Origin of the sequence: Chryseobacterium sp. SNU WT5, from assembly GCF_007362475.1 — a bacterium.
Lineage (GTDB): Bacteria > Bacteroidota > Bacteroidia > Flavobacteriales > Weeksellaceae > Kaistella.
In genome coordinates, this window is record NZ_CP041687.1 from 2418707 (window position 1) to 2441808 (window position 23102).

Below are 23102 nucleotides of genomic sequence, written 5' to 3' on the forward strand. Positions count from 1 at the left end.
AAATTTAAGTTTAAAAACTTGAGTAATGAAATTTTTAAGAAATATTTAGCTTTCATAACTTCTTAAATGTTGTTCTAAGTAAGTTATATTTCTTTAGAATTATGAAGTGTTATGTTCTTAAAAAATTAAATAAAAGGGAGAATCTTTACAGAAAACTGATCATTTTTTAACTTTTTAAATTAAATTACTATTCGTAGCTCTTTAAAGAAGCGTTGTTTTTAATTAAACTATTGTTTAAAGTTGTAATTTTAGCCTAATAGATTTTGAGAAATGGAATTAGAATATAACGAACATTTAAGTCCAGTGTTAAAAGGTAATATTAAAAATTACCTGATTGATATTGATGGTACTATTACGGACGATGTACCGAATGAAGAGCCAGAGAGAATGGTTACGTGTGAACCGTATTTGGATGCCTTAGAAACAATTAATAAATGGTATGATGAAGGTCATAATATTTGCTTTTTCACGTCCCGTACCGATGATTTAAAACAGATAACAATTGAGTGGCTCGATAAACATGGTTTCAAATACCACAGCGTTTTATGTGGCAAACCACGGGGTGGCAATTACCATTGGATTGATAACCACATCGTAAAAGCGACTCGTTTCAATGGAAAGTTTACTGATTTAATACAAAAACAAGTGAAGATTGAGGTCTTTAAAGATTAAATATACAAATGAAGATATTAGCAAATGACGGTTTAGATCAATCAGGAATTGAGGCATTAACCGAGAAAGGTTTTGAAGTAATCACTACCAAAGTTCCGCAGGAATTTCTAGCTGATTTTATTAACGATCAACAAGTTCGAACCTTATTAGTAAGAAGTGCGACGGAGGTTAGAAAAGAACTTATTGATGCGTGTCCATGTTTGGAAATAATTGGTCGCGGTGGGGTAGGAATGGATAATATTGATGTCGATTACGCACGGTCAAAAAATATTCATGTAATTAATACCCCGGCCGCTTCTTCAGCTTCCGTTGCAGAATTGGTATTTGCCCATTTATTCAGTGGCGCCAGGTTCCTACAGGATTCCAATAGAAGAATGCCTTTAATTGGGAATTCCGCTTTCAACCAATTAAAGAAAGAATATGCTGGTGGCATTGAACTTCGTGACAAAACCATCGGAATTATCGGAATGGGCAGAATAGGACAGGAAGTTGCTAGAATTGCATTGGGATTAGGAATGCGTGTTGTCGCTGCAGATAATAATATTGGCAAAGCAACTATTAAAGTCAAATTTTATAACAATCAATTTATTAATGTGGATATCGACACAGAACCTTTGGAAGATGTTTTGAAGCATGCAGATTTTATTACACTTCACGTGCCCGCACAAAAAGATGGCTGTATGATTGGTGCGGCAGAGATTGCTAAAATGAAAGATGGTGTGGCGATTATTAATTGCAGCAGGGGTGGAGTTGTTCATGAAAAAGACCTGATTAAAGCCCTTGATTCTGGAAAGGTTTCGTTTGCAGGCCTGGATGTTTTTGATAATGAACCAACTCCAGGTAAGGACATTTTAGATCATACAAAAATTTCTTTAACTCCCCACACCGGAGCCTCCACGTTGGAAGCACAAGATAGGATCGGGCTTTCACTTGCAGAGCAGATCTGCAGTATTTTACAGGTATACTAAAAAGAGAAAGACGCACTATGAGGTGCGTCTTTTGTATGTTGAGCTAAATTTTTATTATTTAGTTTTCAGTAGATCTCTAATTTCCATTAATAATTCTTCCTGAGATGGTCCAGCTGGAGCAGCTTCGGGAGCAGGTTTCTGCATTTTGTTTGCACCTTTGATCAACCAGAATAGGACAATTGCAATACATAAAAAGCTGATGACGGCAGATAAAAAGTTTCCATACATAACACCATTCCAACTTAGTTTCGCAATATCTTCTGCACCTGCAGCTTTTAAGGCTGGATTTAATAATAGTGGAGTTATGACATCTTCAACTAGCGATGATACTATTTTACCAAAAGCTGCACCAATAATCACCCCTACTGCTAGATCCATTACATTTCCTTTAAATGCAAAGTCTTTAAACTCTTGTACAATTCCCATAATTTTATTCTTAAATGTTTAAGTCGTAAATTTAATATTTTATTTTATACTTTTAGCTTTAAATCAAAGAGATGTTAAAAAATAAATAGGAATAATTTTCTATATTTCAATTATTTATAGGTTCTTAACAATTTTTAATCAATAAATTTGATATGAAACTCTTTTCCGCACAACAGATCAAACAGTGGGACGAATATACCGTCGAACATCAACTAATTTCGTCTTTAGCTTTAATGGAACGTGCTGCTATTTCCTGCGTGGATTGGTTGATTCAGAGATTTAGAAAAAATGAAACTTTCGTATTATTCTGTGGGAATGGAAATAATGGCGGAGATGGTTTTGCTATTGCAAGATTATTATATGAAAAAGGATATAATGTTGACGTGTTTTGTGATCAACAATTACCATTTTCGAAAGATGCTGCGGCTAATTTTAAAAAATGCAAATCAATTTCTGCAATTGCTTTACATGCTTTTTCAGCGGTTACTAGGTTTTGCTTTGATAAAAATACAGTGTTGGTTGATGCGCTGTTAGGGACTGGACTGAATAGAAATGTAGAAGGTGAACTTGCCAAATTGATCACTTTTATAAATAATGAAGATCTGATAAAAGTTTCTATCGATTTACCTTCCGGATTAAGAGCTGATGAAATGACTTGTGAAAATGCAGTGATTTTTCAAGCAGATGATACTTTAACTTTTCAGAGTTGGAAGAAATCCTTGCTTCATCCAGAAACCGGATGCTATGCTGGGAATGTTCATTTGCTTGATATTAAGTTGGATCAAAATTTTCTTTTATCAGAAAACACGAATGAGTTTAGTATTGATGAACAGCTTATAAAAGGTATTTACAAACCACGAAAAGAATTCTCTCACAAAGGAACTTATGGTAAAACCACGATCATTGCCGGAAGTTTTGGTAAAATAGGCGCCGCAATTTTCGCTACGAAAGCAGCGATGAAATCTGGAAGTGGATTAACGTTTATTCTGGCTCCAAAATGTGGTTATGAAATTTTGCAAAGCAATTGTCCTGAAGCCATGTTTGTGCCTGGCGGACAGAATGATATTACGGCTTTTCCGATTGAACGGGATTCCGTGGTTGGCATTGGTTCAGGTATGGGAACTCATGACAAAACAGAGATAGCATTTTTAAAATTTCTAAAAAACGGTATTAAACCATTGGTTTTGGATGCGGATGCGTTAAATATTCTTGCGAAAAATCCCAGTTACTTGTCATTTATTCCGGAGAATTCAATTATTACTCCTCATCCGAAAGAGTTTGAAAGGCTTTTCGGAAAGACTAAAAATTCTTTTGAAAGATTAATTTTAGCCCGGGAAAAAGCTTTAGCACTTAAAATTTTTATTGTCTTAAAAGATCATCATACCCAAATCATCACACCCGGAAAGCAAATTTTTTATAATAGTACTGGAAATTCCGGAATGGCAAAAGGCGGAAGTGGAGATGCCCTTTTGGGAATTATAACTTCTCTTTTAGCACAAAATTATTCGTCAGAGGATGCCGCGATTTTTGGCGTTTGGCTTCATGGAAAAGCAGGTGATTTCGCAGCTGCAAAGTATTCTAAGGAAGCAATGTTGCCGACGGATTTAATTGACCAGCTGGGAAATGTTTTCAAATTTCTAGCATAAAAAATCCTTCCAAAAATTTGAAAGGATTGTAAATTTATTGAATATTCATTACCATTTAATCAGGTTTTTCATTTTCAGCTTCTGTAATCATCCTGTTTTTTGAAGTCAGCATAATCACTACTCCTGCAATCATAAAAGGTATTGACAAGATCTGCCCGGTGTTTAAGCCTGCAAAATGGATAAATTCATCACCTTGAGGTTCTTTTAAGTATTCTACAAAGAAACGTATCGCCCATAATAGGATGAAGAACAAACCGAATAGCCAGCCTTGCTGGTATTTTTTGCGGGTATAGCGGTATAAAATCCAAAGTAGAATGAATAGTAAAAAGTATCCGGTAGCTTCAAATAATTGAGTTGGGTAGCGCGGAACAATTGCACCATATTCAGAGCTTTGCTGTGGAAACAGAATCGCAAAAGGTGAACTTTCCGGTGCTGGTTTACCAATGATCTCGGAGTTGAAGAAATTCCCAATTCTTACGAATGCACCGCCGAGCGCAACCGGAATTCCAATGCGGTCATAAACCCAAAAAGGATTCTTCTTGATAATTTTAAAAGAATAATAAAGCGTTGTAAAGATTAAAGCGATAGTTGCTCCATGACTTGCTAATCCTGAGAATCCAGTGAATTCTAACGTCGGTTTTGTCCTGATTGGTAGAAATACCGACCAAAAATCCTCTTTGAAAAGTTCTGGTTGATAAAAAATCACGTGTCCTAATCTAGCACCCAATATGGTTCCGATCAAAGTCCAGGTGAACAGAGGTTCTACATATTTGAGATTGACTTTATCGATGGTGTAAATTTTCGTCATTAGAAAATAACCTAATCCAAAGGCGAAAATAAACATCAAACTATAAAAATGAAGCGTAACCGGACCTAAATGTATTCCTGTTGACGGATCCCAAGTTGTGTATAATAATGTCAGCATATATTTAATTCAAAAATTTAAAATTTAATTTGATAATGTTCTTCGTTTATTTTTTTTCTGTAACCTTCTTCCTTATTGATTTTTCGGTGGAACAGGGTCGTAGCCTTCTCCGCCCCACGGATGGCATCTTGCTATTCTTTTAGAACCCAGCCATAATCCTTTAATTGGGCCATGAATTTTGAGCGCTTCGATCATGTAACTGGAACAAGTTGGCTCATACCGGCAGTTTTTTGGTAACAAAGGTGAAATGAACCATTGATAAAATCTGATCAGCACAATCAGTGGAAAAGAGATGATTTTATTGAACATGCTTTGCAAAAATAACTAAATAGTTTAAATTTGTTCTAAGTTTCCACCGAAACTTCCTTTACTTGTTTCAGAAATACCAAACTCTCAATCTTTTTATCTTGAATTCAAATTCTCCTCTTGCTGAAAAACTGCGACCGAAAACTTTAGATGAAGTTTTGGGGCAGGAACATTTAACAGGTAAGAATGGACCAATTCGTAAGATGTTAGAGAATGATACTTTGAATTCCTTAATTTTTTGGGGTCCACCTGGTACCGGAAAAACAACTCTGGCAGAAATAATCTCTGAAACATCACGAAGAAAATTCTATAAACTTTCCGCAGTTTCAAGTGGAGTCAAGGATGTACGGGAAGTGATTGACGAGGCGAAAAGACAAAATTTGTTCTCAGGAAAATCACCAATTTTGTTCATTGATGAGATTCACCGTTTCAATAAATCACAACAGGATTCATTGCTTCATGCAGTAGAAAAAGGATGGGTCGTTTTGATGGGTGCAACTACTGAAAATCCAAGTTTTGAAATTGTTTCTGCATTGCTTTCCCGGTCTCAAGTCTATGTGTTGAAGGCTTTGGATTATGAAAAACTGGAAGAACTGATTGCTATTTCATTAAATCAATATAATAATCTTGAGAAAACAGATTTTAGTATAGAGGATCATGAAGCGCTTATTCAATATTCAGGAGGAGATGCTCGTAAGTTGATTAATGCCGTCGAAAATGTGTTAAATCAATTTAAAAATTCTGATAAGAAAGAAATTAACAATCAAGATGTGCTCTCGGTTTTACAAGAAACTATGGCGCTTTATGATAAAAATGGAGAGCAACATTATGATATAATCTCTGCATTCATTAAATCGATGCGTGGATCTGATCCTAATGGCGCGGTTTATTGGCTAGCGAGAATGTTGGTTGGTGGTGAAGATATTAAATTTATTGCCAGAAGAATGCTCATTTTGGCCTCAGAAGATATTGGTTTGGCAAATCCGAATGCATTGGTTATTGCAAATAATTGTTTTCAGGCAGTTAATGTAATTGGGAATCCTGAAGCCAGAATTTTATTGAGTGAGACCGCTGTTTATTTGGCGGTTTCTCCAAAGAGTAATTCTACCTATGTAGCTATTAATGATGCGATTGCCAACGTTAAAAAAACTGGAAACTTACCTGTTCCTTTGCATTTAAGAAATGCGCCAACAAAGTTAATGAAGGATCTAAATTACGGCAAAGATTATGGTTATGCTCACTCTCACGAAGGTAACTTTGTAGATTTAGAATTTTTACCGGAAGAGATTATTGGAACTCAGTTTTATAAACCAGGTGCTAATGCCACGGAGAATAAAATTGCGGAGCAACTGAAAAAGAAATGGAAAGACAAATATTAAGAATTAGCTTTTTATAGATGTGAAATTAACTTTCCAGTAAATATTCGTTATAATGACCTATGAATTTTACGATTACACCTATTGAATCCAATTCTTCCAGCGCATTTTTTGATAAAATTGGATGCCATTCATTCGCCACATTAATGAAGAAGAAATAATTTCCTAATCCTGTTTTTAAAGTTCGGCTTTCTATTTTTGATAGATTCATTTTACGCCAGGCAAAAATAGAAAGAACCTGATGTAAGCCACCTGCATGATCTTCAGGCAACGTTATTAATAAAGAGGTTTTCTCGGATGTTTTAGGAAAGGAGAGTTCTAAGCAATTTTGCTTTTTAGAGATCACGATAAACCTGGTGTGGTTTTGTTCAAAGTCCTGAATATTCTCTTTGATTACTTTTAAGCCATATAATTTGGCAGCATAAGAATTGGCAATAGACGCCCATTTTTCTTGTGGATTTTCTGAAACTAACTTTGCCGCTGCAGCAGTTGAACTAAAATCCCGCGTAGCAATATCTTTAAAGTGATCTTGACGAAAATGAAAAGTTTGTGCTAAAGCTTGTGGATGGGAAATAATAGTGTCAAAATTTTCATTTTGTGGATGAATCATTAAATGATGAGAAATGGGCATCACGACTTCTGTTTCAATCTGTATTCCATCAAAATCATACAAATAATCCAAGGTCATAGAAACTGTTCCTTCAATAGAATTTTCCAGTGGAACAACTGCTTTGTCAACAACTCCACACTTTACCGCATTAAAACAGTCAATAATGCTGGATTGCGGAATTAGATCTTAATCAGGGAAAATTTGTGAACAGGCAAGTTGGGTGAAGCTTGCATGAGGTCCGAGGAAAGCGATATTCATTTAGCAAAAATAAAAAAGACACTTGAATAGCGTGTAACGATCTTGACTTTTTTTCTTTAAATCATTGGATTTTCTGAATTTTATCGATCACAAGGAAAAAATCCGCACAATTTGTACGGATTATATTTTGAATCTTAGAAAGATAAGTTCTTTTAAAGGTCATTCATAAGCGATGCAGAAACAGACATTTCTGGTATTGAATAGATGTGTGATTTGGCACGAACTGCGACGATTTTTTTGATCTGATTCAAATCTTTCGCTTCTTCATTGGTCATATTTTCAAATTCGTAGATCTTCACCACTTTATTTAGTTCAAATGCTGTAGTTACATTTTTGAATTCTTCTTCATTTTTAACAGTTACACTTGTAATCAAATTATCATTATTTGAATACATTTTGCTTTGTTCAACTCCGAAAAGTTTTTTCCAAAAATTTTTCTTTATGGAAGGTGAGTTTTCTTTATCGGTTCTGTAAATAATGTAATCCTGGTTTTTGATTCCGGATTTTTCTAACCCTGCAGATACTTCTTTGATGTTTTCTTGACTTGGGAAAAGGCCTACAATCGTGTAATTCATGATAAAGTGTTTTTATTGTTAAATTCTATGCAAATATACTTCTCAATTATTTGATAAAATTGTATTTCTAATAAATTAACAGAAAGTTGATAAAAATCAGTTAATTTATTATTAATGTCATAATTGTGAATAGTTGTGTATTATGGGTAATCGCATTTTAGTACCTTTACAATTCATTAATTAAACCGTCATCAAAATGAATATACTGCTCGCTTCAACTTCCACGCTCTTTGGTGGGAATTATTTAGAATACATTCGCGCTGAAATCAAGGAACTCTTTCTGGGCGTTGACGAAATAATATTTGTCCCATTTGCCAGGCCAGGTGGAATATCGCATGATGACTATACGGACAAGGCGAAAGAGTTTTTTGAAAAGTTCAATATAAAAGTAAAAGGCTTGCATGAATGTGATAATCAAAACCAAGCGGTTAATGAAGCGCAAGGCTTTTTTACAGGTGGTGGAAATACTTTTTTATTGGTAAAAACTTTACACGAAAAGAATTTGATGAGCACTTTGAAAGAAAACGTTGAGAAAGGGAAACCTTATTTAGGTACAAGCGCAGGTTCCAATATTGGCGGACTAAATATGAAAACGACCAATGATATGCCAATTGTTTACCCGGCAAGTTTTGAATGTATGGGATTGGTTCCTTTTAACATCAATCCACATTATCTTGATCCAAATCCAGATTTAAAACATAATGGTGAAACAAGAGAGACCAGGATCAAAGAATTTTTAACCCAAAACGATACTAAAGTGATTGGACTTCGGGAAGGGAACTGGATTCGGAAAATTGGAGATCGAATTACCGTTGAAGGGGATAAAAAAACCAGAATATTTGAAAAAGGAAAAGATCCTTATGAAATTATATCCGGAACAGAATTATAAATTACTTTTCCCAGTTTTTCATTAGCAATTCCATTAAGAAATCTGGACACTTAATTACCTTGTTAATTTTAGAATCTAGAAAAAATAAGGTTGTTTTTGCTTCCGTTATTTTTTGTTTAGATTCATTATAAATTTCATATTCAAATTCTATTTTTACCCCTGGTATTTTTCTAATGTAAGTGTGGACTTCGAGTAGTTGATCATACAAGGCTGGTTTTAAATACTTAATGGAAAATTCAGAAACCGGTAACCAAATTCCTTGCCTTTCGATCTCTTCATATGGTATCCCGAGTTTGCGGAAAAGTTCTACTCTTGCTACTTCAAAATAAGTAGCGTAGTTGCCGTAATAGACGTATTTCATAGGATCAGTTTCGGCGTAACGTACACGAATTGAGTGTGTTGTATGTATCATCTTAAGTATTAAATTAGTCATACAAATATATTTCTAATTAATCAATAGCACAATAATTTTTTTTTGACGTTTAAAAATTCCATCTTTGTCTTCCCGTCAAAATCAACAAACGAAGGAGAAATTGCAGCAAGAAAATGGATGAAAATTTAACTTTAATTTGGGAAAAATGTCTTCAGTTTATGAGGGATAACCTTAACGCCGCTGAAGACAATACTGACCTAAAAAAACTCGAGAATTCTTTTGATTTATTGTTCGATAATGTACAACCTGTGTCATTAATCAGTAATAATTTGACCCTATTGGTTCCGAGTGATTTTTACAAAGAATATATTGAAGATAATTATTTATCCTTGCTTTCGGCTGCGCTTAAAAAAAATATTGGTAGAGGAGTTAAATTATGGTATTCTGTAATGGAAAATAAACCAACCGGTCAGGAAAAACCCATTACCATGAATATGAAAGGTAAAACAATTCCTACACCCAAAATGCAGGAAAGTTTGCCACCATCTTTTTCTCCGAACCTGATCAATCCATTTGTGGTGCCGGGAATGAAGAAGATCAATATTGATTCTAATCTGAAAGCAGATTTTTCTTTTGACAACTATATAGAAGGAGAAAGTAATAAGTTTGCTTCTACTGTTGCTAAATCAATCGCGAAAAGACCTGGAGCAACCGCTTTTAATCCCTTGTTTTTATATGGAGGATATGGAGTTGGAAAAACACACTTAGGTCATGCCGTTGGACTGGAAGTTAAAAATGCTTATCCTGAAAAAGTAGTTCTTTATTTATCTTCAGAGAAATTCATTCAACAATTCGTTTCTGCAGCGAAAGCGCATAAGCAAACTGAGTTTGCTAATTTTTATCAGATGGTTGATGTTTTGATCATCGACGATATTCAGTTTTTATCGGGCAAAAAATCTACGCAAGACAGTTTCTTCCATATTTTTGATTATCTGCACCAAAACGGAAAACAGATTATCTTAACGTCGGATAAGGCTCCTGTTGATATTTTGGATATTCAGGATCGTATTGTTTCCCGATTTAAGTGGGGACTTTCGGCTGAAATTAAATCTCCTGATTTCGACACCAGACGTAAAATTATCGTTGATAAATTAAGTCGTGACGGCATTGTTTTAACGGAAGATATGCTGGATTTCTTGGCCTCCGAAGTAAAAACTAATGTTCGTGAACTAATTGGTGTTATTAATTCGGTAATTGCCTATTCTACCATTTATAAATCAGAGTTATCACTGGAACTTCTTAAAGACACGATTAATAAAATCGCTGCAAACCAGAAAAAGGTAATCAATATTCCTTATATTCAGGAAGTTGTTTGCGAATATTTTGGGATCCAAAGAGAGCAGTTATTATCGAAAACGCGAAAAAGAGAAATCGCTTTGCCAAGACAGTTGGCAATGTATTTCTCGAAAGAGTTCACCAATGCTACCTTTAATAAAATCGGTGAGGAAATGGGCGGAAAAGACCATTCAACCGTAATGTATGCCTGCGATACGATCAAAGATGTTTCTAAAATCGATAAAGAAGTTAAAAAGTATGTTAAGGAATTAACAGAAAAAATAAAACAGTAGTAATTAATCTTTATTGCTAAACACAAAAAGGAATTTATTTTAAATTCCTTTTTTTTATTTGTATTTTGCATCTTTAACAGGAAATAATACGAAGATTTTAATGGTTTGCCTTGGAAATATTTGCAGAAGCCCTTTGGCCGAAGGGATACTGAAATCCAAACTCCCAGATACTTATATAGTTGAATCTGCAGGTACCATCAACATGCACGAAGGTAAAAGTCCTGATTACCGTTCTATCCAGACGGGAAAGAATAATAACGTCGACATTTCAAAACAAAAGTCTAGGCACTTTTCCGCAAAAGATTTTGAAGAGTTTGATCGTATTTATTGTATGGATCGCAATAATTTAAAAGACGTTCTTTCCTTAGCAAATGACCTCCAACAAAGAAAAAAAGTTTCTTTGCTTCTTGATGATGAAGAAGTTCCTGATCCTTATTGGGGCGAACAAAAAGATTTTGATCATGTCTTTCAAATGTTAGATTCTGCCTGTGAGAAAATCGCAGCTGATTTACAAACCCAAATTTCACCTAATTAACTATCAAAATATGCTATTTCTAATTCCAGCTTATCTGTCAGAAAACTCGCCAATCGATTATTTTGCACCATCGGTAAAAGAATACATTCTTAAAACTGATTATTTCTTTGTTGAAAATGAAAAGACCGCTAGAAAGGTTATTAAATTTTTTGCACCTGAAAAGAAACAGGCAGATTTAAAATTATTTTTGTTAAATAAAAATACGGAAAGAAAGGATTTACAGGAAGCTCAGATGCTGATGAAAAAAGGTCAGGATTTCGGACTGCTTTCAGAAGCTGGTTTGCCGTGTATTGCAGATCCTGGGAATTTAATGGTTAAGTGGTGCCATGAAAATGCAGTGAAGGTTATTCCAATTAATGGACCTTCTTCAATTATATTAGCGTTGATCGCAAGTGGTTTCAACGGTCAGGAGTTTACTTTTCACGGATATATTCCTATCGATAAGTCAGACCGAAAATCAAAAATTAAATGGCTCGAAAATCAAGTGCAGACTACTGGGTATTCGCAGGTTTTTATGGAAACACCATACAGAAACAATCCTCTTTTTGAAGATTTGTGTAAGACTTTGGCACCAACTACAAAGCTTTGTGTGGCTGCAAATATCAATGATCCAGAACATGAATTCATTAGGTCTTTAACCATTAAAGACTGGCTAAAGAATAAGCCTGAATTGCATAAGATGCCGGCTGTTTTTATTTTAGGAATTTAAAGTTTAACAATCTTTAACATCGCCGTTGCACCATTTTTGTCTTTAGTATTGCATAACATTAAAATTTTAAAATTATGTCAGAAAAAAAATTAGCAGGAATCTGGATGGATTCAGAAAATGCAACAGTTGTTAAAAATCATGATATCGAGAGTGCTTACAAATTTTTTGTTTGTGATCCAGTGAAAAGAGACGTTCAGCATGGGAACTCAAGTGAAAAAAACGCTAACAATGTAGAACAAACTAATACGGCAAAGTTTTTCAAAGATTTGGAGCATTTAATTACCAATACGCAGGAACTTTACCTTACAGGTACAGGAACTATTCAAGAACAGTTTAAAAATCATCTGGCGGAAACAGCTCAGTTTAAAAACTTAAAAGTAACTCTTGATACCGATCAAAAGATGAGTGACGAACAATTTTTAGAAAAAGTAAAAAGCCACTTCGGTGAGTAATAAGAAATAAATTACTTTATCAAAAAGATCAGAAATTTCTGACCTTTTTTATGCGTAATCAATTCTTATAAAGTTTGATCTATTTTAATATTCCTCTTTTATTGCTTATTTTTGCCGAAATATCACAGTTATGAAAGACTTAATGGGACAGGCGATTTGGGATTTTTACCACGAGCAGAATCCTGAGAATTTGTTAACTGAAACTTCCATCTCTGAGATAGACGATCTTCCTGTTGATTACTTTTTTAGATCGTTTGGTGACATGAATTTGATAGAACAAAAAGCATTGGAATTATCGAAAGGAAAAGTTTTAGATATTGGAGCAGGAGCCGGTTCGCACAGTTTATATCTTCAAAATGGAAAAGGTCTGGACGTGTTTGCACTGGATTTTTCTCCGAAGTCAATTGAGATTTGTCAATTGCGTGGCGTTAAAAATACTTTGTGTTCGGATATTTTAGAATATTCAGGCGAAACTTTCGATACCATTCTTCTACTAATGAATGGAACAGGAATTTTTCAATCGCTTGATAAAATCGATTTATATCTAGAGAAATTGCATTCATTGTTAAATGAAGACGGACAAATTTTAATCGACAGCACCGATATTCTTTATATGTATGATAAGGCTGATGATGGCGGTATTATGGTTCCTGCAGATCATTATTATGGCGAAGTCGATTATTTTATCCATTATAAATTAGATACTGAAAAACCGATCAAATGGCTTTATCTGGATTTTGTAACTTTAAAAAGAGCTGTCGAAAATAACGGATTTAAAATTGAAAAAATACTGAAAGAAGAAGATTCTTTTTTAGCGAGATTAACGAAAGAAGACCTGAATTAATTTTCAGGTCTTCAATATTATAAAATGAATCAGTAATTAATTATCCAATTTCAACACCATTTTCCACCGTTTCAGTAGGCGTTACAAAAACCAATTTTCCTTCTGCATTATTGGTTAAAAGCAACATTCCCTGAGATTCGATTCCACGGATTTTACGTGGAGCAAGATTTAATAAGATCATCACCTGTTTTCCTACACATTCTTCCGGCGTGAAGCTTTCTGCAACACCAGAAACCACTGTTCTTACGTCAACGCCTGTATCTACGGAAAATTTCAAAAGTTTGTCTGCTTTTTCCACTTTTTCAGCGGTCAAAATGGTTGCAGTTCTTAAATCTATTTTGGTAAAATCATCAAATTGAATTTCTTCTTTCATAGGGTTGGCTTTCGGGTTAGTTTTTTTATTAGATTCTTTGGTATTCTCTAATTTCTGAATTTGAAATTCGATGGTTTCATCTTCAATTTTTGAGAATAACAATTCTGCCGGATTAATTTGATGTCCGGTTTTGATTAATACTTTTTCGTTTTTAATTTCTTCCCAGTTGAGTTGAGAAACATTAAACATTTTCTGTAATTTCTCTGCACTGAAAGGCAGGAATGGTTCACAGATCTGTGCCAATCCAACTGCAATTTGTGCCGCAACGAAAAGAGACTGCGCCGCTTTTTCTGGATGGTCTTTAATAGTTTTCCATGGTTCTTCAATTTGAAGATATTGATTTCCAAAACGGGCCAGATTCATCATTGCAGTCAAAGCATTTCTGAATTCATAATGTTCCAAGAAATTTTCAACTTCGGTCGCGGCTTTTGTAACTTCGTTCAGTTCTTCAGCATTTTCGTTTCCAGCGGGAACAATTCCGTCGTAATATTTATGAATCAAAACGGCAACTCTGTTAATGAAGTTTCCGAAAATTCCCACCAACTCTGAATTGTTTTTCGTCTGGAAATCTTTCCAGGTGAAATTATTGTCTTTGGTTTCCGGAGCGGAAGAAAGAAGTGAATATCTTAAAACATCCTGTTGTCCAGGGAATTCTTCAACATATTCGTGTGCCCAAACTGCCCAGTTACGGGAAGTTGAGATCTTGTCGTTTTCTAAATTTAAAAATTCAAACGCCGGAACATTGGTAGGCATAATATAATTACCATGCGCTTTCATCATCGCCGGAAAAATAATACAGTGGAAAACGATATTGTCTTTTCCTATGAAGTGGACTAAATCGCTATTTTCATTCTGCCAATAATCTTTCCAGTCTTTGCCGTTTTTTTCTGCCCATTGCTGGGTGAATGAAATGTAACCAATAGGTGCATCAAACCAAACATAAAGAACCTTTCCTTCTGCATTTGGAAGTGGAACGGGAACTCCCCAGTTCAGATCTCTGGTCATTGCTCTTGGTTTCAAACCATCAGTTATCCAAGATTTTACCTGTCCGTACACATTAGGTTTCCAGTCGTCTTTATGTCCTTCAATGATCCATTCATTTAGGAAATCTTCATATTCATTTAAAGGAAGATACCAGTTTTTGGTTTCCTTTAAAATCGGAACGTTTCCGCTTAACATTGATTTTGGATTTATTAATTCAGAAGGAGAAAGAGTAGAACCGCATTTCTCACACTGATCACCATAAGCATTATCATTGCCACAATTTGGGCAAGTTCCTACGATATATCGGTCTGCTAAAAATTCGCCAGCCTGTTCGTCAAAATATTGTTCGGAAACATCTTCAGAGAATTTTCCTTTATTATATAGCGTTTTGAAAAAATCCTGACTAACGTCGTGATGTCTTTTAGAAGTTGTTCTGGAATATTCATCGAAAGAAATTCCTAAATCTTTAAAAGATTTCTTTATGATTCCGTGGTATTTATCAACAATATCTTGTGGAGTAACTCCTTCTTTTTTAGCACGAATAGTAATTGGAATTCCATGCTCGTCGGAACCACAAATAAAAGCAACATCTTTTCCCATTCTTCGCTGAAATCTAGCATAAACATCTGCAGGAATATAAACTCCTGCTAAATGACCAATGTGAACGGGTCCGTTTGCGTACGGCAAGGCAGCCGTAATCATCTTTCTATTTGACATATGTTTATTCTAAATTTTTGCAAAGATAAGCGATAACAATCTGACTGAAAAATCATAGGACACAGAATTACAAACTTTAAGTTTTTAGTCTGCTAAAAAGTAATTTAAGACCAATGTATTTTATCAAATAATTGTGAAGAAGATGGGTTATCCTATATTTGTGAATCTGTTTCTAATTATTTAACACCAACCTAAATGAATTTTAATGCTGCATAAACTCAAAACCTTTAATCAGCAGAATGTTTTTTTGATTCTCTTAATGTTGATGGTGGTAATAGGAAAGTTTCTTCCATACCGAGAGTCTTATCAGCACGTTTTTAGTCTAGAATATTTCATAGATTGGGGAATAATAGGAATATTCCTTCTTTATGGTTTGAAGCTAAATATTAAAGAAGTAAAAAAAGATATTTCAAACTGGCGGTTGCACTTGTTAGTGCAGATCGCTACATTTTTTTTATTTCCATCCTTGGTTTTTCTTTTTTATGGATTTGCGAACGGAACGGTCTATTACAGCCTATGGCTTTCTTTGTTTTTTTTGGCGAGTTTACCTTCTACTGTTTCATCATCGGTGGTAATGGTTTCTATTGCTAAAGGAAATGTAACTTCCGCTATTTTTAATGCTTCAATTTCTGGATTAATAGGGATTGTCATGACGCCGTTTTTAATGAGTTTATTCCTCCATCATAATGGCGAGCATGCAGATACTCAAGCAGCAATTTTTTATCAACTTCTTTTAAAAGTAGTTCTTCCCATTATTTTTGGATTACTTCTAAATCCCATTTTCAAAAAACTGATTGTGAAATACCGGGATTTGGTGTCACAGTTTGACAAATTAATTATCCTGCTCATCGTTTACGATAGTTTTTCTAAGGCTTTTCTTCAGAACATTTTTAAGTCTGTTCCACCTATGGTATTTGTGGTCCTTGTAATAAGCGTACTCCTGTTATTTTTTGCTGTTTTTGAAATTTTGGAGGTGATCACTACCAAATTAAAATTCTCTCGAGAAGATAAAATTACTGCTAAATTTTGTGGAAGTAAAAAATCGCTCGTACATGGTAGTTTATTTGTTTTGATTCTTGGAATTCCAGATAATCAAAAAATGCTGTTTCTTTTACCAGTGATGATTTTCCATAGCTTTCAACTATTTTATGTGAGTTGGGTAGCAAATCGATTGGCAAAAACAGCAGAAATATAGACCACAGAATTATAATTAATGGGATGTACTCTGAAATTGTTTAATTGTATTTAATAAATTAAAATTTCAGTTTTACGGAAATCTTTCCTACTTTTAAAGAGTGATAACTCTTTAAAAAAATAAGATATGAAAAATGTTTTTCGGTTGACCGTTCTATTGCTTTTATTCTGTTCTTTTTCCCTTTTCGCACAAAAAAAAGGATTTTACGAAAATGTTCAGAAAAAAAATGTTAGTAAAGTTTTGGATGATTTAAATACTTTTGCCGCTGTTGCAGATTTTAAGAATTACTTTAATTTGTATGCACCAGAATCTACTTTTATTGGAACAGATGCTGGTGAAGTGTGGAATAAGAAAGAATTCATGGAGTATGCAAAACCTCACTTTGATAAAGGTAAAGCATGGAATTTCAGCTCTGTAAAAAGAAATATTACTTTTAGTACAGACGGAAAATATGCATGGTTCGATGAACTGTTAGATACCCAAATGAAAATTTGTAGAGGAAGTGGCGTTCTGGAAAAGATTGGTTCTCAATGGAAAATAAGACAGTATGTTCTTTCTATGACCATTCCAAATAATGTTAGTAATAAAGTAGTGGAAATTAAAACTCCGCTTGAAGATGAAGTATTGATTAAACTCAGAAATAAATAGAGATAATTGTTAGGTAGTTTTCAAAATTAAAGCCGCGTTTTTAATGAGCGGCTTTATTATTTTATATGTATGTCCGTAACTTCCCATAATTCCGTATATTTGTTTGATAATTAAATAATTGAGATGAATATTTTTAGTTTTGGCGTAGAGTTTAGCAGTGAAGAGGATTGTATATCTCATTTCAAAGCAGAACGTGACAAAATTGGTGTTTCCTGCAAGTGCGGAAAAACTGATTTTTTTTGGATTAAAAGCAGATTAAGTTACGAGTGTAAATCTTGTAGAAAGCGAACTTCATTACGAAGTGGAACCATCATGGAGAATTCCAATTTGTCCTTTCTAGTTTGGTATAAAGCGATGTTTTTGATGAGTGCAACAAAAAAGGGATTTTCTGCTAAAGAAATGCAAAGGCAATTAGGTTTGAAGCGCTATGAGCCAGTTTGGGCCATGATGCACAAATTGAGAAAAGCGATGGGAAAACGAGATGAAAGATACACTTTAGAGGGCATGATTGAAATGGATGAAGGGTATTTTACAGTTGAATCTAGAGAACTGGAACAAGAGAAAGGGATTCGTGGAAGAGGTGCAGTTGGAAAGCAAAATGTTGCAGTGATGGCGGAATCTACGCCATTAGAAAATATAGAAACGGGAGAGACATCGAAATCTTGTAGATATTTTAAAGCAATAGTATTAGAAGATCATACAGCAGAGGGAATTAATGAGACTATTAAAGAATCTTTGGCAGAATCCAGCATAGTTTTTACAGATCAAAGCACGTCATATGTTGATATATCACAACTTGTAGAAATTCATATTTCAGAAAAATCTTCGAAAGAAACTACAAAAGATACTTTGCGTTGGGTTCACATATTTATCAGTAATGCGAAAAGGAATTTATTAGGAAATTACCACAAAATAAAACGCAAAAACCTTCAACTTTATCTAAATGAGTTTGTTCATAAGTTAAATCGGAGATATTTTGAAGATAAACTGTTCGATAGACTTGTGATAGCAAGCATTACAGGAGTATGATGAAAAACGGATATACATATTATTTTATATTTATCGAGTTATTTTTTAATCAATGTATAGATCTTTTTGATGGGAAAAAGCAAACAAACCACTACCAACCCAGCAATTATTCCGTACAAGAAATGTTTGGCCATTTCGGGAACATTTGGTAATAAATGGTGAACTTCCGCTATGTTGTGATCGAAGATACCACCAGAAACCAATAATAATGCAATTGTTCCAATGATAGACAGTGCTTTAATAATAATTGGTAGAGCCTTTACTAAAAAATTTCCTAAGTCGTTAAAAAATCCTTTTCCGTGAGACTTTTTGATAAGTTTATATCCTGTATCATCCATTCTTACTATTACGGCTACAATTCCATAAACGCCTACAGTGGCTAAAAGAGCTACAATAGAAACAGTAAGGATCTGAATGGCTAAGCTTTTATCTAGTACTGACCCCAAAGCAATAATTACGATTTCCAATGATAAAATAAAATCTGTCGTAATAGCAGATTTTACTTTCGTTTTTTCTGCATCCACATCATTTTTGATCTCTTCAATTACCTCTACATGTTTATCATTTTTATGAAACAGATATTCAATAATCTTTTCCACACCTTCGTAAGCAAGATAAAGTCCACCTAAGATTAAAATTATTTTAATCGCGGGTGGAAAAAGAACCTGTAATAAAAAAGCAATAGGGATAATGATCAGTTTGTTCACAAAGGAACCCTTGGTAATTGACCAAAGTACAGGAATTTCTCTGGAAGATAGAAATCCAGTCGCTTTCTCTGCATTCACAGCTAAATCGTCACCCAAAATACCTGCGGTTTGTTTAGTAGCCACTTTCGAGGCAACAGCAACATCGTCCATTAATGCTGCAATATCATCTAATATTGCGAAAAATCCTGAAGCCATATCTTTAATTATGCCACAAAAATAGATAATTTTGAAAGATGTAAGAGTTATTTTTTTGTAGAGAAATCATAAAAATTTTGACATCACTGAAATGTGGAAAAGATTATGGATTTATCGTTTTCAAATTAAATTAAAATTGCTATTTTCGCAGAACAAAATTTTTACAATTGAATCTGCATCAGTTATATTCACCAACAAAGGTATTCCAAGAGTTTGGAAATGTAATCGACGCTGAAAAAAAATAGAAAAAGCCGACGATCAGAATGATTGTCGGCTTTTTTGTATAAAAATTAATAAATAACTAGAATTGATAAAATCTGAAAATGAGCAATACTTATAAATCTGCAGGAGTTGATAAAGAAGAAGGTTACAAGACCGTAGACAAAATAAAAGCAGCTGTTTCCGAAACTCATAATAAAAATGTACTAAACAATCTAGGTAGTTTCGGTGCTTTTTATGAGATCGCTGGTTACAAAAATCCTGTTTTGGTTAGCGGTACCGATGGAGTAGGAACAAAACTGAAAGTAGCTTTAGATTCTAAAAAATACGATTCTATTGGCGTAGATTGTTTTGCAATGTGTGCCAATGATATTATTTGTCATGGAGCAAAACCATTATTTTTCCTGGATTATTTAGCTTGTGGCAAACTCGACGCTGATATCGCTGCAGAAATTGTTATGGGAATGGTAAAAGCCTGCAAAGACAACAATTGCGCATTAATTGGTGGAGAAACGGCAGAAATGCCTGGAATGTATAAGCCGGGTGATTATGATGTTGCTGGATTTTGTGTAGGAATTGTAGAAAAAGAGGAGATTATTGACGGTTCTGGGATCAAGAAAGGATGTAAAATTATTGCATTGCCAAGTTCTGGATTTCACAGTAATGGATTTTCATTGGTAAGAAAAATATTCCCTGATTTTAACGAGGAGTTTGAAGGGAAACCGTTATATGAAACGTTGCTTGTTCCTACAAGATTGTATTATCAGCCGATTCATAAGATTTTAGAAGAAGTTGCGCTATGCGGGATTGCCCATATTACAGGAGGTGGAATCATTGAAAATATTCCTAGAATTATCCCAGAGAATTTATGTGCAACAATTGATGCTTCTAAAATAAAAATTCCTTCCATCATGCTTGAATTGGAAAAGAGGGGGAATATTGACCGCATGGAAATGTATGGAACTTTTAATATGGGTGTAGGAATGGTGATTGTGATTGATGAAATTCATGCAGAAAAAGTTTTGAATCTTGCTACTGATGCTTACGAGATCGGTGAAATTACAGAAGGTCCAGAGAAAATACAATTCATCTAAGAATTTAATCTATAAATGTTTCATAGACAATACATAATGATGTTGGTAAACTGTTACATTAATAAATTGGTACCTTAATCATAATGAAAAATATTGTTGTTTTAGTTTCAGGAGGCGGAACAAATTTGCAAAGAATCATCGATTGCATTGAAAATGGAGAAATTCCGAACGCAAGAATTTCTTTGGTCATTGCAGATCGGGAATGTTTTGGTTTGGTAAGAGCGAGAAACCACAACATTGCTGCTCAACTAATCCCAAGAGGCAAATCTTTCTCCGCGGAACTAAAAAATGCTCTTCCAGAACACACCGATTTAATTGTCCTTGCTGGATTCTTATCCATTTTAAATAAAGAATTCTGTGAATCGTTTAATGGAAAGATTATTAATATTCATCCAGCCTTATTGCCGAAATATGGAGGGAAAGGAATGTGGGGACATCATGTTCATGAAGCGGTTTTAGCTGCAAATGAAAAACAAAGTGGTGCAACTGTACATTATGTAAATGCGGAGATTGACGAAGGGCAGATTATTTTACAGAAATCTTTTGAAATTGCACCTAACGAAACATTAGAATCATTGGCAAAGAAAATTCATGAGGTAGAATTTGAAATATTTCCAAGGGCCATTAATAAAGTTCTAGGAATTCCCCTCTAGTAAGAGGGGTGTCCGAAGGACGGGGTGTGTATTTGTTAATATGGATAGAAAGCTATTAACACGTATTGACGGAGTAGAAATCTTTCGAAGAAAAATAGAAGTGCTTCCAAAGAACAAAGAACTTTTAGCCAGATCACGAAGTTTAAGAAAAGGCTATGTTTTGTCAGAAGTTATATTTTGGAAACAGGTTAAAAGTAAAGATTTTCATCAAATTGATTTTGACAGACAAAGAATAATTGGAAATTATATTGTTGATTTCTATATTAAATCTTTAGGACTTGTTATAGAAATAGATGGTTCAAGTCATGATGATAAAGAAGAATATGATGGAAGAAGACAATTGTTTTTTGAGAGATTAAATTTGAAAGTTTATAGAATTTTAGATTTTAGAGTTAAGCATGATTTAGCAAATGTCATGAAAGAATTAGAAGAATATATTATAGAGTATTTCTCATAATTATAGCAAACACCCCGCCTTCGGCACCCCTCTTTCAAAAAGAGGGGAATTGTACAAGAAAATAAAGTATTAAATAAAAAGTAAAAAGAAAGAAAAATGTCAAAAAAAAGAGCGCTAATCTCTGTTTCCGATAAATCCGGTCTCATTGATTTTGCAAAATTTTTAGAAGCAAACAATTACGAATTAATTTCCACTGGAGGAACTTTTAAACATTTAAAAGAAGCAGGTTTAAATCCAATTCAGATTGATGAAGTAACCAATTTCCCTGAAATGCTGGACGGCAGAGTGAAGACTTTACATCCGAAAGTACATGGTGGGTTGTTAGCAGTTCGTGATAATGATCAACACATTTCTACCGTGCAGGAACACAATATTGAGTTGATAGACATGGTTATTGTCAATCTTTATCCGTTTTTTGCCCATGCTAACACCAATATTTCTTTAGAGGAAAAAGTAGAGTTCATCGATATCGGCGGACCTTCTATGTTACGCTCTGGGGCGAAAAACTTTCAGTCAGTTGCTGTAGTTACAGATGTGCAAGACTATGCCATCATTCAAAAAGAAATGTCCGAATCGGGAGATACGACTTTAGAAACAAGAAAGAAATTAGCGGGTAAAGTATTTAATCTTACTGCTGCGTACGATGCTGCAATCTCACAAATGCTTTTAGATGAAGATTATCCACACTATTTAAACGCTTCTTATCAAAAAGTTTCTGACTTACGATATGGCGAAAATCCACATCAAACCGCTGCCTATTATGTTTCTACAACCGAAAACGGTGCGATGAAAGATTTCGAAATTTTGGGAGGTAAAGAATTATCTTTCAATAATCTGAGAGATATGGATTTATGCTGGAAGGTGGTTAATGAATTTAAAGATGAAATGGCTTGCTGCGCAGTAAAACATTCAACACCATGTGGCGTTGCAATTGGAACATCAGCGGTAGCAACTTATAAGAAAACTTTCGAATGTGATCCAATTTCTATTTTTGGAGGAATTATTGGTATGAACTTTAAAGTAGATTTAGCGACTGCCGAAGAGTTAAACAAAACATTTTTAGAAATCGTAATGGCTCCGGATTTTGATGAAGATGCAATCGCTTTTCTAAAAACAAAGAAGAATCTGAGAATTATTAAAATTAAAAACTCAGTTTCTGACAGTCAAGCTTGGGTGAAGATCGATGGTGGAATGTTAGTTCAGGATAATGATAATCAATTCTCTGAAGATATTAAAGTAGTTACCGATAAAAAGCCAACCGAAGAACAGGAAAAAGCTTTATTATTTGCTCAGCGAGTGGTAAAATATGTAAAATCTAATGCAATCGTAGTTTCCAATGGTGTACAGGCTTTGGGAATTGGAGGTGGTCAGGTGAATAGGATTTGGGCAACGCAACACGCGATTGAAAGAGCGAAAGTGAAGTTTGATGGAGACCTCGTTCTGGCTTCAGATGCATTTTTCCCTTTCCGTGATGTGGTAGAGTTCTGTGCGAAGGAAGGAATTAAAGCCATTATTCAACCTGGTGGAAGTATGAAGGATCAGGAAAGTATCGATGCAGCAAACGAGTATGAGATTCCGATGATGTTGACGGGAATGCGTCATTTCTTGCATTGATTTTGCTACATATTATTTTAGAGAT

Annotated in this window: 24 protein-coding genes and 1 pseudogene; 17 read left to right on the plus strand and 8 right to left on the minus strand. The window is 34.3% G+C overall.

Annotated features, from left to right (window positions below; all coding sequences use genetic code 11):
- The first annotated feature begins 270 nt into the window (after positions 1 to 270).
- Entirely contained in the window at positions 271 to 672 is a 402-nt protein-coding gene (locus tag FNJ88_RS11490) for a phosphoheptose isomerase (protein ID WP_143853257.1), read from the plus strand.
- An 8-nt stretch (positions 673 to 680) separates the two neighbouring features.
- Entirely contained in the window at positions 681 to 1640 is a 960-nt protein-coding gene (locus FNJ88_RS11495; protein WP_143853258.1) for a D-2-hydroxyacid dehydrogenase, read from the plus strand.
- Between the two features lie 54 nt (positions 1641 to 1694).
- Here FNJ88_RS11495 and mscL read toward each other — a convergent pair whose 3' ends face one another.
- On the minus strand, positions 1695 to 2066 hold the full coding sequence (gene mscL / locus FNJ88_RS11500) for a large conductance mechanosensitive channel protein MscL (protein ID WP_143853259.1): 372 nt from the start codon (positions 2064 to 2066) through the stop codon (positions 1695 to 1697).
- Positions 2067 to 2218: 152 nt separating this feature from the next.
- On the opposite strand from mscL, the gene FNJ88_RS11505 reads away from it, so the two are divergent.
- Positions 2219 to 3712: an NAD(P)H-hydrate dehydratase gene (locus FNJ88_RS11505; protein ID WP_143853260.1), complete on the plus strand. Its 1494-nt coding sequence runs from the start codon at positions 2219 to 2221 to the stop codon at positions 3710 to 3712.
- A 55-nt stretch (positions 3713 to 3767) separates the two neighbouring features.
- Here FNJ88_RS11505 and lgt read toward each other — a convergent pair whose 3' ends face one another.
- Together lgt and yidD are read right to left on the minus strand one after the other, a co-directional pair.
- Complete coding sequence (lgt, locus tag FNJ88_RS11510; RefSeq protein ID WP_143853261.1) at positions 3768 to 4637, minus strand: prolipoprotein diacylglyceryl transferase; 870 nt, start codon at positions 4635 to 4637, stop codon at positions 3768 to 3770.
- 72 nt (positions 4638 to 4709) lie between these two features.
- Positions 4710 to 4946: a membrane protein insertion efficiency factor YidD gene (yidD, locus tag FNJ88_RS11515; RefSeq protein WP_143853262.1), complete on the minus strand. Its 237-nt coding sequence runs from the start codon at positions 4944 to 4946 to the stop codon at positions 4710 to 4712.
- Positions 4947 to 5044: 98 nt separating this feature from the next.
- Here yidD and FNJ88_RS11520 point away from each other — a divergent pair, with 98 nt between their 5' ends.
- Complete coding sequence (locus FNJ88_RS11520; protein ID WP_143853263.1) at positions 5045 to 6322, plus strand: replication-associated recombination protein A; 1278 nt, start codon at positions 5045 to 5047, stop codon at positions 6320 to 6322.
- A gap of 25 nt (positions 6323 to 6347) precedes the next feature.
- On the opposite strand, the pseudogene pheA reads toward FNJ88_RS11520, so the two are convergent.
- Together pheA and FNJ88_RS11530 are read right to left on the minus strand one after the other, a co-directional pair.
- A pseudogene (gene pheA, locus FNJ88_RS11525) lies at positions 6348 to 7187 on the minus strand (prephenate dehydratase).
- Between the two features lie 152 nt (positions 7188 to 7339).
- Entirely contained in the window at positions 7340 to 7762 is a 423-nt protein-coding gene (locus tag FNJ88_RS11530; RefSeq protein WP_143853264.1) for a hypothetical protein, read from the minus strand.
- A 196-nt stretch (positions 7763 to 7958) separates the two neighbouring features.
- Between FNJ88_RS11530 and pepE the strand changes: the two genes are divergently transcribed.
- Positions 7959 to 8651: a dipeptidase PepE gene (pepE, locus tag FNJ88_RS11535; RefSeq protein ID WP_143853265.1), complete on the plus strand. Its 693-nt coding sequence runs from the start codon at positions 7959 to 7961 to the stop codon at positions 8649 to 8651.
- A gap of 1 nt (position 8652) precedes the next feature.
- Here pepE and FNJ88_RS11540 read toward each other — a convergent pair whose 3' ends face one another.
- Positions 8653 to 9063, minus strand: a complete 411-nt coding sequence (locus tag FNJ88_RS11540) for an acyl-CoA thioesterase (RefSeq protein WP_143853266.1) — start codon at positions 9061 to 9063, stop codon at positions 8653 to 8655.
- Positions 9064 to 9197: 134 nt separating this feature from the next.
- Between FNJ88_RS11540 and dnaA the strand changes: the two genes are divergently transcribed.
- The 5 genes from dnaA (at position 9198) to FNJ88_RS11565 (ending at position 13192) form a co-directional block, all read left to right on the plus strand.
- A complete protein-coding gene (dnaA, locus tag FNJ88_RS11545; protein ID WP_143853267.1) occupies positions 9198 to 10652 on the plus strand; it encodes a chromosomal replication initiator protein DnaA in 1455 nt (484 codons plus the stop codon).
- Between the two features lie 100 nt (positions 10653 to 10752).
- Entirely contained in the window at positions 10753 to 11187 is a 435-nt protein-coding gene (locus FNJ88_RS11550; protein ID WP_143853924.1) for a low molecular weight protein-tyrosine-phosphatase, read from the plus strand.
- A gap of 10 nt (positions 11188 to 11197) precedes the next feature.
- Entirely contained in the window at positions 11198 to 11896 is a 699-nt protein-coding gene (locus tag FNJ88_RS11555) for an SAM-dependent methyltransferase (RefSeq protein ID WP_143853268.1), read from the plus strand.
- 74 nt (positions 11897 to 11970) lie between these two features.
- The gene (locus tag FNJ88_RS11560) at positions 11971 to 12348 is read left to right on the plus strand and encodes a hypothetical protein (protein WP_143853269.1); all 378 of its coding nucleotides are present in this window, start codon (positions 11971 to 11973) and stop codon (positions 12346 to 12348) included.
- Positions 12349 to 12478: 130 nt separating this feature from the next.
- Positions 12479 to 13192 carry a class I SAM-dependent methyltransferase gene (locus FNJ88_RS11565; protein ID WP_143853270.1) on the plus strand — a complete coding sequence of 238 codons (714 nt, stop codon included), beginning with the start codon at positions 12479 to 12481 and terminating at the stop codon, positions 13190 to 13192.
- Positions 13193 to 13232: 40 nt separating this feature from the next.
- Here the strand turns inward: FNJ88_RS11565 and metG are convergent, their stop codons facing one another.
- Positions 13233 to 15266 carry a methionine--tRNA ligase gene (metG, locus tag FNJ88_RS11570; protein WP_143853271.1) on the minus strand — a complete coding sequence of 678 codons (2034 nt, stop codon included), beginning with the start codon at positions 15264 to 15266 and terminating at the stop codon, positions 13233 to 13235.
- Between the two features lie 205 nt (positions 15267 to 15471).
- On the opposite strand from metG, the gene FNJ88_RS11575 reads away from it, so the two are divergent.
- From FNJ88_RS11575 to FNJ88_RS11585, 3 genes are all read left to right on the plus strand, one after another.
- On the plus strand, positions 15472 to 16461 hold the full coding sequence (locus tag FNJ88_RS11575) for a bile acid:sodium symporter family protein (RefSeq protein ID WP_143853272.1): 990 nt from the start codon (positions 15472 to 15474) through the stop codon (positions 16459 to 16461).
- Positions 16462 to 16587: 126 nt separating this feature from the next.
- The gene (locus FNJ88_RS11580; protein WP_143853273.1) at positions 16588 to 17109 is read left to right on the plus strand and encodes a nuclear transport factor 2 family protein; all 522 of its coding nucleotides are present in this window, start codon (positions 16588 to 16590) and stop codon (positions 17107 to 17109) included.
- Positions 17110 to 17232: 123 nt separating this feature from the next.
- Positions 17233 to 18138, plus strand: a complete 906-nt coding sequence (locus tag FNJ88_RS11585) for an IS1595 family transposase (RefSeq protein ID WP_143853274.1) — start codon at positions 17233 to 17235, stop codon at positions 18136 to 18138.
- Between the two features lie 38 nt (positions 18139 to 18176).
- Here FNJ88_RS11585 and FNJ88_RS11590 read toward each other — a convergent pair whose 3' ends face one another.
- Complete coding sequence (locus tag FNJ88_RS11590) at positions 18177 to 19040, minus strand: DUF808 domain-containing protein (RefSeq protein WP_143853275.1); 864 nt, start codon at positions 19038 to 19040, stop codon at positions 18177 to 18179.
- A gap of 323 nt (positions 19041 to 19363) precedes the next feature.
- Between FNJ88_RS11590 and purM the strand changes: the two genes are divergently transcribed.
- The 4 genes from purM (at position 19364) to purH (ending at position 23077) form a co-directional block, all read left to right on the plus strand.
- Positions 19364 to 20353 carry a phosphoribosylformylglycinamidine cyclo-ligase gene (gene purM / locus FNJ88_RS11595; protein WP_143853276.1) on the plus strand — a complete coding sequence of 330 codons (990 nt, stop codon included), beginning with the start codon at positions 19364 to 19366 and terminating at the stop codon, positions 20351 to 20353.
- Positions 20354 to 20436: 83 nt separating this feature from the next.
- Positions 20437 to 21006, plus strand: coding sequence for a phosphoribosylglycinamide formyltransferase (gene purN / locus FNJ88_RS11600; protein WP_143853277.1), 570 nt, complete (start codon positions 20437 to 20439; stop codon positions 21004 to 21006).
- Positions 21007 to 21046: 40 nt separating this feature from the next.
- Positions 21047 to 21463, plus strand: a complete 417-nt coding sequence (locus FNJ88_RS11605; protein ID WP_143853278.1) for an endonuclease domain-containing protein — start codon at positions 21047 to 21049, stop codon at positions 21461 to 21463.
- 96 nt (positions 21464 to 21559) lie between these two features.
- Entirely contained in the window at positions 21560 to 23077 is a 1518-nt protein-coding gene (gene purH, locus FNJ88_RS11610) for a bifunctional phosphoribosylaminoimidazolecarboxamide formyltransferase/IMP cyclohydrolase (RefSeq protein ID WP_143853279.1), read from the plus strand.
- Positions 23078 to 23102: the final 25 nt, after the last annotated feature.